The following is an 8,911-nucleotide window of genomic DNA, read 5'->3' as shown; positions in this document are numbered from 1 at the left end:
GGAGGACAGGACCATGGCGAAGAAGCTCGGCGAGAGCGCGAACAAGGACGCGAAGCTGCCCGGCAAGGAGCAGGTCGAGAGCGTCCGGCGGCTCTACGACTCGGCGAAGCGAGAGGCGGCCGAAGCCCGCGGCGGCGTCGGCACCATCATCCAGAACGCCGAGAAGAAGCACAACATCCACCCCGCGGCCTTCAAGGCGGCGGTGAAGCTGCACGACATGGACCCGGTGAAGCGGTCCGCCTGGCTGGCGCACTTCGACCACTACCGGGACGCGCTCGGTCTCGACGCGCAGGCCGAGATGTTCCCGGAGAACGGGGACGGCGACGATGCCGACGAGGGGGCCGACGAGCTCGACGAGTTCGATGCCGCCGCGCCGCCGGCTCCCGAGCCCGATCCGGTCGCCGAGAACGTGACGCGCCTCGAGCGCGGCATGAAGCAGCTCGCGCACTGAGGCCGGGACGATGCGCCCGATAATCGCTCTCGACCTTGCCCACTCGACCGGCTGGGCTTCCGGCGCCCCGGACGCGGACCCGCGTTTCGGCACGCTCCAGCTCCCGAAGACGGGCGACGAGATCGGGCGCTTCCTCGCGCTCTTCGAGGATTGGCTGCTCGACCTGATCACCGTCGAGAGCCCGGCGCTCGTCGTCTTCGAGGCGCCGCTCCTCACGCGCGGGAACACCACCCCCACCGTGGCCCGGAAGCTCATGGGGCTCGCCAACGCGACGGAGGTCGCCTGCTACCGCCGGGACGTCCGGTGCGAGCAGGCGAACCTCGCGACCGTGAAGAAGGCCTTTGCCGGGCACGGGCGCGCCGAGAAGCACGAGATGGTCGCCGCGGCCCGCGCCCGCGGCTGGGATGTCCGCAACGACAACGAGGCGGACGCATGCGGCCTCTGGTTCTGCGCGGTGAAGCACCACGCGCCCGCGATCTTCCGCCGGCGCTTCACGAGCGACCTGTTCAACGCGGGAGCCCCGGCATGAACGGCACGACCATCCTCCTCTCAGCCGCCACGATCGCGCTCATGGCCGCCGCGCCGCGCGTCGAGGCCGGCTCCGGTCCCCATCGCCTCACGCTGTTCCCGACGCTCCTGATGCCCGACGGGCGGGTGTCGGTCGAGCCGGTGGACCTCGACGACGTGTTCCCCTCCCCGGACGCGTGCTGGCGCATGGCGGTGCACGTGATCCGGTCCGCTCCCTACGGCGTGGTGGTCGGTGATCGTGGTGGCCGTCTCGTGGCCATCGCCGCGGCGTGCTCCGCGGTCGAGCCCGGCGCGGGGGTGTGACGATGACCGCCCTCATCATCCCCTTCCCGCCCCGCGCGGCGGCTCCCGTCGTGCTCCCGATCCCCTGCGACCCGACGACGGAGCGGATGGCGCGCGACATCCTGGAGCACATTCGGGACTTCCGGATCACGAGCACCGCCGCCGTCGCCGCCTTCCTCGCCGATCGCGACTGGGAAGAGCACGAGATCGCCCGCCACCTCCACGCTGCCTGGCGCGTCGCTCGCGCGGCCCGCGGCGTCCCCGCGAGGGCCTGATCATGAGCACCGTTCGAGGGAGCCTGTTCGACCTCGTCATCGTCCGGCTCGCTGACGAGGGCGTCCCGGTGAAGGCGATGGCCCGCGCGTTCAAGCGCGGCACCGACGAGCTCTACACCCTGCTGCGCGATGCGTACGAAGACGGGCGGATCGTCGCCCTTCCTGCCGCGGATTGGCCCGTAACGGGCAATCGGTCCGAGCGCGTCCCGACCGCAGCCATTCGGCGAGCGGGAGTGGGGCAGATCGATGACCTGGTTCCGCACCTTGCGGCCACCTTCGGGCTCACGCCGCAGGAGTCGCGGTTCCTCTCGGCGCTGATCGCCTTCATGCGCGTCACCAAGGGCACGCTCCACACGCACGTCGCGCTCAACGAGGAGGCCGAGATGAAGATCGTCGACGTCGTGGCCTGCAAGCTTCGGAAGAAACTGGCGCGACACGGCCATTCGTTCGAGACGTTGTGGGGCTACGGGTACGCCATCGATCGCGCGACGCGGGATTCGATCCTCGCCCAGATCGCAGTGGAGGCCGCGTGATGTCCGATCGCCGCCTCCCCACCGACCCCGCTGCGCTGCTTGAGATCGTCGAGGACGCGCTCCTCACCGTGTCGGAAGCGCAGACGCGGGTTGCCCAAGCGCTCGTGGCGCTTCGCCGGCAGAACGCCGAGCGCGTCGTCATCGGCGCACCGCGGCTGGACATCGGCAGCCTCGCCGACGAGCCGCCGATCCCGCCATCTCTCGGCGCGCGTGCCGCGCCCGAGCCCGAATCCGTCTCGACCGTGGAGGGAAGGGAGGAGCGGGCCGCCGAAGCCCCCCAGCCCACCACCGGCGCCTCGCTCCTGGAGCCTGCCCCGGTCGAGACGGACCCCACCGCGGACGCGGACGAAGACGTCACGCCGTACCGGATCGTGTTCGAAGCCACGCGCGAGACGCTGCCGCCGCCGCCTCCGATGCCGGGTCGTGTACCGCCGAAGTGGAAGAGCAAGGCCGAGCACATCGCCCACCTGTGGCGGACAACCACCCTCGACACGTCGGGGATCGCGCGCGAGGCCGGTGCGAGCGAGGGCGGCGTGCGCGGCACGATCAGCAAGCTCGGGCTCACGGCGGAGATGCGGCAAGCGGGAGCGCCGTACCGCCAGCCTGGGCCGCCGCGCCGCTCGGCGCCGGTCACGTTGCACCCTATCGCCGTCCCCAATGAGCCACCGCCGGCCGAGCCGGAAGCGCCGCCCGCGGCCCCCGTCACGCGCGGGGACCGAATTGAGCACCTGTGGCGCACGACGACGCTCGGGACGGAGGCCATCGCGAAAGAGGCCGGCTCGACGCCCGGCGGCGTCCGGGCCGTGATCACGAAGCGCTCGCTCACCGCGGACATGCGCCCGGAAGGCGCCCCGCCACGCATCTCGGGCTTCGAGCGCATCCGTCGCCAGCGTGCCGCCGCCGCGCGGCCGCCGCGCGCGCCCGTGGTGCCCGAGCCCGAGGCCCCGTCGCCGGCGTCACCGGCCCCGCGCGTCACCACGGCGCCTGCCGGCCCGCTCCTCACCATCCTCGACAACGGGCATGTGATCGGCCCGACCGGGCAGGCTCTCGCGAACGTGCCGAAGCCGACGCGCCGGGTGCTGGCCCGCCTTGCGGCCCTCGCGCCCGACCAGTTCCTCGACGAGGCCACGCTGTGCGAGGCCGGTCCGTTCGATGCCGACCGGCTTCGGCTCGCCCTGGACGCGATGCGCCCGCGGCTCAAGAGCGTCGGTGTCGAGCTGTTCATGCCGCTCCAGAGGCACTGGAAGGTCCGCCGCCTCGACGGGGAGGCGCGGTCGTGAGCCAGAACACCTCTCACGCCGTGATGGCGCAGCGCGTCGAGGCGCGCGACAGCTTGGATTTCTTTCCGACCCCACCCTGGGCGACCCGCGCGCTGGTTCACGATGTTCTCGGCGTCGAGAACTGCCGAGGGGCGGTGTGGGAGCCGGCGTGCGGAGCCGGGCATATGTCCGCCGTGCTGGCCGAGACCTTCGGGCGTGTGCATCGTTCCGACGTCCACGACTACGGCATCGGCGCCTGTGTCGGCTCGTTCGTTGGCGAAGGCGCCGACCGCGCGGAATGCCCGTTCCGCCCTGACTGGATCATCACGAACCCGCCGTTCAACCTCGCGGTGGACTTCGCCGAGCGCGCCATAGCCGAGGCCGTCGTCGGCGCTGCCCTTCTCGTGCGCTCGACCTGGATCGAAGGCGTTGCGCGGTACGAGCGCATCTTTTCGCGGAACCCGCCGGCCATCGTCGCCCCGTTCGTCGAGCGGGTCCCGATGGTCAAGGGGCGGTGGGACCCGAACGCCACGACCGCCACCGCCTACGCCTGGATCATCTGGAGCGCGTGCGCGCTCGCCGCGGGGCGGACCGAGATGCGGTGGGTGCCGCCCGGTCGCCGCCGCGCGCTCACTCGCGCCGATGACGTCGCGCGCTTCGCGGGAGCCGCCGCATGAGCACCTACAGCACATCCCTCATCCCGCGTGCGACCATCGAGGAGCTGGTCGGTCACCGCGACCGGGCCGTCGAGCTCTACGACGATGCGGCCCGCCGGCTGCGCGATGCCCAGGAAGCGCACGCCCGCGCGGCTTCGGGGCACACCTACATCCGCCGCCGCGAATTCGAGCGCACCGGCCGTGACGTGGTGAAGGACGTCGACAGGGACGCGTGGAAGGGCGCGCTGAAGACGACCGGGCTCCTGGACCTCATGGACGCCAAGGAGCGCACCGCCTTCGAGAAGCAGATCGAAGACGACCCGCCGCCGTTCACGGTCGAGAACGTCTCGGCGACGTGCTTCCGGCTCCTCGGCGAAGCGGGGCCGATCTTCAATCGCGGGCTCGTCACGGCCTTCCGCAGGCTCTCCCGCGAGTACGCCAGCAACGACGGATTCAAGATCGGCCCGCGCATCGTGGTCGATTACGCCTTCAGCACCTACGGCGACGGGCGCGGCGGGGTCTACATCGGATCGTTCCGCAAGGACGACGACCTCGCGGACGTCGATCGGGCGATGCACGTGCTCGACGGGAAGCCCTACGAGCGCCGCGGCCCGACGTCGATCATCACCGCCATCGAGGCCGCGCGCGCCGAGCGCAACGGCCGGTCCGAAGCGGAGACGCCGTACTGGCGCGCCCGCTGGTTCAAGAACGGGAATGCGCACCTCTACCCGCTCCGGGACGATCTCCGCCGGCGGGTCAACCTGATCATCGCGGACCACTTCGGGCTCGCCGTCGCGAAGCCCGGGAAGCGGAGGGCCGCATGAGCACCCACGCCGCAAGGACCGAGGCGCCGGCCGCGCGAGACGCTGTGTCGCCGCGGGTCGCCAAGCTCCAAGGGACGATCGCCCGCGTCACGAAGCTCGTCGACGCTGCCCGTCTCGAGGCTGACCGCATTGAGCGGCACGACTGGGATATGCGCCGGATGAACCAGCGGCTCGCGCCGGGCGAGACACCGACCGGCCCGATGATGCCGGAATTCGCCGAGCGGATGCAGGACCAGCAGGACATCGCGATCGCGCTTGAGGCCTATCGGAACGAGCTTCAGCGCAAGCTCGGCGAGACGTTGGCGAAGGAGCGGAACCGCCGATGACCGATCTCGCCGCCATCGCCAAGGAGATCGCCGAGCCCGTCGCCCGGGAGCCGGGATGGCACGACTACGCCGGCACGCGCGAGGAGCTGATGGCGTGGTGCGCCGAGGCTCACCGGCATCTTGCCGACCTGCAGATGGCGGTTCTCTCGGCCGACCACGCCCGGACCCGGTTCGAAGCGAAGAAGCTCGCCGCGACGGTCGCGACGGTGGTGGGGACGATTCAGGACATGGACGCGCTGGCGACGGAGATCGCCGCGCGCGGGAAGGGGCAGGATGACCGACCTCTCGGATAGCCTCGTGGCCCTGAAGGACGCGGCCGGCGCGCCCGAGCCCGCCCCGTGGGATGGCGACGACGGCGAGGCGGCCGTCTTCGTCGGCGCGGACGCGCTCGACCAGGCGCGCCGCGAGAACGTCCGCATCTTCCTCACCGCCACCGAGTCCGACCAGCGCGCGCTCACGGCGATCGGCGCCCTCGCGGTGACGACGGAAGGCGGGTTTTCGGCGTGGGCTGGCGAGACGGCGCGGGACCTCGCGTCGTCTTTCATCGATCTCGACGTGGTCGTGGTCGCGGGCGAGTACCCGAAGAAGGCGCCTTCGATCTGCGCGGCCCTGCGCGAGGCCGGCGCGGCCGCGGTGCGGCTGCTCGAGCTGCCGGGCACGGGCGCCGCCCTGGACTGGACGCATGAGGCGCGCGACCCGGGGAATGAGATCTACGACCTCGCGGACGCGGTTGAGCCGTGGCGCCCGGAGACCGAGGCGAAGAAGCGCTCTCAGCTCGGCATCGTCTTCGGTCGCGACATCGAGCGGGCGGTGAAGCCGCACGCCTACCTCGTAGACGACATGATCACTGAGGGCGAGGTGTGCCTACTCGGCGGCGCGTCGGGCACCGGAAAGACCTTCCTCATCCTCGACATCGCCTTCGCGATCATCCGCGGGGCGAAGTTCCTCGGCCGCTTCGACACGAAGCGCGGGCCTGTCGTCTACCAGGCCGGCGAAGGCGCGAACGCGCTGCGGACGCGCCGCATCACCGCGTATCGGCGCGAGCTCGGCATCCCGGAAGACCACGACCTGCCGCTCGCCGTGATCCCGCGCCGCATCAACCTCTTCCGCGACGACGCCGACACCGAGAAGGTGATCGCCGACCTTAAGCTGGCCGCGGAGGTGTTCGGCGAGCCGGTGAAGGCCTTTATCGTCGACACCGTCTCGAAGGCGAGCACCGGCGCCGACGAGAACAGCGGCAAGGACGTGGGCGCGATCATCGCGCGGTGCCAGCGCATCCGCGAGGAGACGGGCGTCACCGTCATCCTGGTGATCCACACGAACGCCGACGGCAGCAAGGTGCGCGGCCACACGTCGTGGAAGGGCGACGTCGACTCCGTCCTGATCTGCGAGCGCCGCCTCGACCCGAAGACGAAGAAGGCGGATCCGCAGCACCGCGACGCCAACAAGCGCGAGATCCGCGACCTGCGCGTCGAGAAGCTGAAGGAGGGCGAAGACGGGTGGTCGGTGCCCTTCGTCCTGCGCGGCCATGTGCTCGGCCATCGCGAGAACGGCAAGGAGATCACGTCCTGCACCGTCGAGCCGCCGGATATGGGCGACCTTCCGATGGAGCCGTCGCAGGCGGCGGTCGGCGCGCCGCGGATGGCCGACAAGCCCCGGAACTACCTCAAGGCCATCAAGATGGCGCTCGACGAACACGGCGAGCCCCCGCCTCCCGGCTCCGGAATCCGGCTTCCGCCGCACATGCTCGTCGTGCATCGCAAGCATGTCATCCAGGCCTACGACGACATGTATCAGGGGCAGGAAACAGACCCGAAGAACCGCGAGCAGAACATGCGCAAGGCGCGCGAGCGGCTCGGCGACAAGCTCATCGCCAACGGCTTCATGTTCACGAAGAAGGACTGGTTCTGGCTGACCACACGGGGTCTCGCGCAAGTCACAGGCCGGCCGCCCGGTGTCACAGATCCCGCGTCAAACGTCACGGATCGCGCTTCAAATGTCACAGCCCCCGGCGATCACGTCACGCCCGGCGCCGATCCCGTCACGGATGACGACCTTTCCGATCTGCCCGACCTCATAGGGGGAGCGTGAGACGATGAGCATCGAGATCACGTGGATCAGCCTGCTCGACGATCTGCCGCCCGACGAACGCGGGAGCTATGTGCTCTACCAACAGGCCATCGTCGGCTTCGAGGAAGTCGGCAGCCTTCAAGCCTTTCGGTCCAGCCCGGACGTCATCTACGCGTGGGCGAACGGCGAGCGCATCGGGCCGGTGATGGGCAGCGAGAAGCGCTCCGCACTCACGAACGCGCGCGCAGCCGTCGAGGCGCGGGTTCGGGCTGCTCGTGAGGCGGCGCCATGATCCCGCTCACCGACCGCCAGCGGCGCGAGATCGCGGTCCTCCCCCGCATCCTCTGGAGCGTGTGCCGCCAGGATGGGGCTCTCGTGGAAGACGGGGATGAGGGATCGATCGCCCGGCTCCGGGCCGCGCTCGACGCTGTGCAAGAGGAGGCCTTCGCCGGCCTCTACTTCCCGAAGGACCTGCGGAAGGCCGAGGATCAGATCACGAAGGCCACGCGGGCCGTCATCGTCCGCGCGGGCCTCGAGGACCAGCCCAACGCGAAGATCGTCGCTGCGGTGTGGCAGGTCTTCGCCCACCTCATCGAGCACGACGAGCTCGCGATCCACGACGGGTCACCGATGGCGGACGTGGTGGCGATCCTCGAGCCCGCCCACGCCCACGTCTACGAGAGCCCGGCGCTGGCGAGATCGGCGGCGAAGCGGGCGCGGAAGCTTCTCGACGCGCTGCACGCACAGGGGCTGTGGACCCGCGTACCGGCGATCGGTGAGCGCGAGGTGGCGGTATGAGCGCGCCCGTCGCCCTGTACAACGAGGTGGACCCCTATGCGGCGGAATGGCTTCGCAACCTCATCGCAGCCGGACTTGTTCGACCCGGCGACGTGGACGATCGGAGCATCCGAGACGTCCAGCCTGGCGACCTCGCCGGATACCGCCGCGTCCATCTATTCGCCGGGATCGCCGGATGGGACATCGCCGCGCAGCTTGCCGGATGGCCCGACGATCTCGAGCTCTGGACCGGCTCTTGCCCGTGCCAGCCGTTCAGCGCCGCCGGCAAGCGCGGGGGCTTCGCCGACGACCGCCATCTGTGGCCGGAGATGTTCCGCCTCGTCGAATCCCGCCGCCCTGCCGTCGTCGTGGGAGAGCAGGTTGCGAGCCGCGACGGCCTCGCTTGGCTCGACGCTGTATTCGCTGACCTGGAAGGTGCGGGTTACGCCTGCCGGGCGGTTGATCTGTGCGCTGCGGGCGTCGGCGCGCCGCACATCCGACAGCGGCTGTGGTGGGTTGCCGAGCGGCTGGCCGACGCCGACCCGGACGGACGCCGAACGCCGCGGGCAGGTCTCGCTCGAGCCGAAGCACGTGACGCTGAACCATGCGGCCGCAATGACGGGCTGGGGCACGCCGAACGCCTCGGCGCCGGGCGTTACGCCGGAGCAAGCCCTGGCGCGCAAGGCGGGGCTCTCGTGCGGCCAGTCGGTGACGACGCTGGACCATCAGGTGCAGCTCGCGGGGTGGGCGACGCCGACGGCGCACGAGAAGGTGCGCTCGGATGCCTTTCGGGAAGGGAGGGAGCCGAACGCGCAGGAATGCCTGCCGACGACCGGCCCGGCCCGGTTAACGGCCTCTGGCGAGATGCTGACTGGCTCTTCTGCCGGGACGGAAAGTGGCGGCCAGTTATCCCCTCATATGTCGGCTTGG

Annotated in this window: 13 protein-coding genes and 1 pseudogene; all 14 read left to right on the top strand. The window is 70.6% G+C overall.

All coding sequences use genetic code 11. The features are described from left to right. Window positions 1-13 precede the first annotated feature (13 nt). Window positions 14-451, top strand: a complete 438-nt coding sequence (locus tag ACTZWW_RS04325; protein WP_444779709.1) for a hypothetical protein — start codon at window positions 14-16, stop codon at window positions 449-451. Window positions 452-461: 10 nt separating this feature from the next. Continuing rightward, window positions 462-980, top strand: a complete 519-nt coding sequence (locus ACTZWW_RS04320) for a hypothetical protein (protein ID WP_444779708.1) — start codon at window positions 462-464, stop codon at window positions 978-980. Then, a complete protein-coding gene (locus ACTZWW_RS04315) occupies window positions 977-1,282 on the top strand; it encodes a hypothetical protein (protein ID WP_444779707.1) in 306 nt (101 codons plus the stop codon). Before ACTZWW_RS04320 ends, ACTZWW_RS04315 begins: the two co-directional genes overlap by 4 nt. A 2-nt stretch (window positions 1,283-1,284) precedes the next feature. Next, a complete protein-coding gene (locus ACTZWW_RS04310; RefSeq protein ID WP_444779706.1) occupies window positions 1,285-1,536 on the top strand; it encodes a hypothetical protein in 252 nt (83 codons plus the stop codon). A 2-nt stretch (window positions 1,537-1,538) separates the two neighbouring features. Continuing rightward, window positions 1,539-2,069, top strand: a complete 531-nt coding sequence (locus tag ACTZWW_RS04305) for a winged helix-turn-helix domain-containing protein (protein WP_444779705.1) — start codon at window positions 1,539-1,541, stop codon at window positions 2,067-2,069. Continuing rightward, window positions 2,069-3,349, top strand: coding sequence for a hypothetical protein (locus ACTZWW_RS04300; RefSeq protein ID WP_444779704.1), 1,281 nt, complete (start codon window positions 2,069-2,071; stop codon window positions 3,347-3,349). The genes ACTZWW_RS04305 and ACTZWW_RS04300 overlap by 1 nt, the downstream gene beginning before the upstream one ends. After that, window positions 3,346-4,005: a hypothetical protein gene (locus ACTZWW_RS04295; protein ID WP_444779703.1), complete on the top strand. Its 660-nt coding sequence runs from the start codon at window positions 3,346-3,348 to the stop codon at window positions 4,003-4,005. The genes ACTZWW_RS04300 and ACTZWW_RS04295 overlap by 4 nt, the downstream gene beginning before the upstream one ends. Continuing rightward, window positions 4,002-4,808, top strand: coding sequence for a DUF4942 domain-containing protein (locus tag ACTZWW_RS04290; RefSeq protein ID WP_444779702.1), 807 nt, complete (start codon window positions 4,002-4,004; stop codon window positions 4,806-4,808). The genes ACTZWW_RS04295 and ACTZWW_RS04290 overlap by 4 nt, the downstream gene beginning before the upstream one ends. Next, window positions 4,805-5,134 (top strand): hypothetical protein, encoded by a 330-nt coding sequence (locus ACTZWW_RS04285; protein WP_444779701.1) that lies wholly within the window; start codon window positions 4,805-4,807, stop codon window positions 5,132-5,134. The genes ACTZWW_RS04290 and ACTZWW_RS04285 overlap by 4 nt, the downstream gene beginning before the upstream one ends. Next, window positions 5,131-5,427 (top strand): hypothetical protein, encoded by a 297-nt coding sequence (locus ACTZWW_RS04280; protein ID WP_444779700.1) that lies wholly within the window; start codon window positions 5,131-5,133, stop codon window positions 5,425-5,427. Before ACTZWW_RS04285 ends, ACTZWW_RS04280 begins: the two co-directional genes overlap by 4 nt. Then, window positions 5,408-7,225, top strand: coding sequence for an AAA family ATPase (locus ACTZWW_RS04275; RefSeq protein ID WP_444779699.1), 1,818 nt, complete (start codon window positions 5,408-5,410; stop codon window positions 7,223-7,225). Before ACTZWW_RS04280 ends, ACTZWW_RS04275 begins: the two co-directional genes overlap by 20 nt. Window positions 7,226-7,229: 4 nt before the next feature. Beyond that, complete coding sequence (locus tag ACTZWW_RS04270) at window positions 7,230-7,496, top strand: hypothetical protein (RefSeq protein ID WP_444779698.1); 267 nt, start codon at window positions 7,230-7,232, stop codon at window positions 7,494-7,496. Beyond that, complete coding sequence (locus ACTZWW_RS04265; protein WP_444779697.1) at window positions 7,493-8,002, top strand: hypothetical protein; 510 nt, start codon at window positions 7,493-7,495, stop codon at window positions 8,000-8,002. Before ACTZWW_RS04270 ends, ACTZWW_RS04265 begins: the two co-directional genes overlap by 4 nt. Continuing rightward, window positions 7,999-8,442: pseudogene (locus tag ACTZWW_RS04260) on the top strand (DNA cytosine methyltransferase); the annotation flags it as partial. The gene ACTZWW_RS04265 and the pseudogene ACTZWW_RS04260, both read left to right, overlap by 4 nt. Window positions 8,443-8,911: the final 469 nt, after the last annotated feature.

This window comes from Salinarimonas sp. NSM, assembly GCF_052380005.1.
In the GTDB taxonomy this organism is placed as follows: domain Bacteria; phylum Pseudomonadota; class Alphaproteobacteria; order Rhizobiales; family Beijerinckiaceae; genus Salinarimonas.
The sequence above is the reverse complement of the archived record's forward strand: the minus strand, read 5'-3'. Positions and strand labels throughout refer to the sequence as shown.

Excerpts from the sequence above, each read along its gene's own strand:
- ACTZWW_RS04300 (WP_444779704.1), top strand. The coding sequence starts at position 2,069 with ATGTCCGATCGCCGCCTCCCCACCGACCCCGCTGCGCTGCTTGAGATC.
- ACTZWW_RS04275 (WP_444779699.1), top strand. The coding sequence starts at position 5,408 with ATGACCGACCTCTCGGATAGCCTCGTGGCCCTGAAGGACGCGGCCGGC.
- ACTZWW_RS04325 (WP_444779709.1), top strand. The coding sequence starts at position 14 with ATGGCGAAGAAGCTCGGCGAGAGCGCGAACAAGGACGCGAAGCTGCCC.
- ACTZWW_RS04270 (WP_444779698.1), top strand. The coding sequence starts at position 7,230 with ATGAGCATCGAGATCACGTGGATCAGCCTGCTCGACGATCTGCCGCCC.
- ACTZWW_RS04280 (WP_444779700.1), top strand. The coding sequence starts at position 5,131 with ATGACCGATCTCGCCGCCATCGCCAAGGAGATCGCCGAGCCCGTCGCC.
- ACTZWW_RS04310 (WP_444779706.1), top strand. The coding sequence starts at position 1,285 with ATGACCGCCCTCATCATCCCCTTCCCGCCCCGCGCGGCGGCTCCCGTC.
- ACTZWW_RS04315 (WP_444779707.1), top strand. The coding sequence starts at position 977 with ATGAACGGCACGACCATCCTCCTCTCAGCCGCCACGATCGCGCTCATG.
- ACTZWW_RS04320 (WP_444779708.1), top strand. The coding sequence starts at position 462 with ATGCGCCCGATAATCGCTCTCGACCTTGCCCACTCGACCGGCTGGGCT.
- ACTZWW_RS04265 (WP_444779697.1), top strand. The coding sequence starts at position 7,493 with ATGATCCCGCTCACCGACCGCCAGCGGCGCGAGATCGCGGTCCTCCCC.
- ACTZWW_RS04290 (WP_444779702.1), top strand. The coding sequence starts at position 4,002 with ATGAGCACCTACAGCACATCCCTCATCCCGCGTGCGACCATCGAGGAG.
- ACTZWW_RS04305 (WP_444779705.1), top strand. The coding sequence starts at position 1,539 with ATGAGCACCGTTCGAGGGAGCCTGTTCGACCTCGTCATCGTCCGGCTC.
- ACTZWW_RS04285 (WP_444779701.1), top strand. The coding sequence starts at position 4,805 with ATGAGCACCCACGCCGCAAGGACCGAGGCGCCGGCCGCGCGAGACGCT.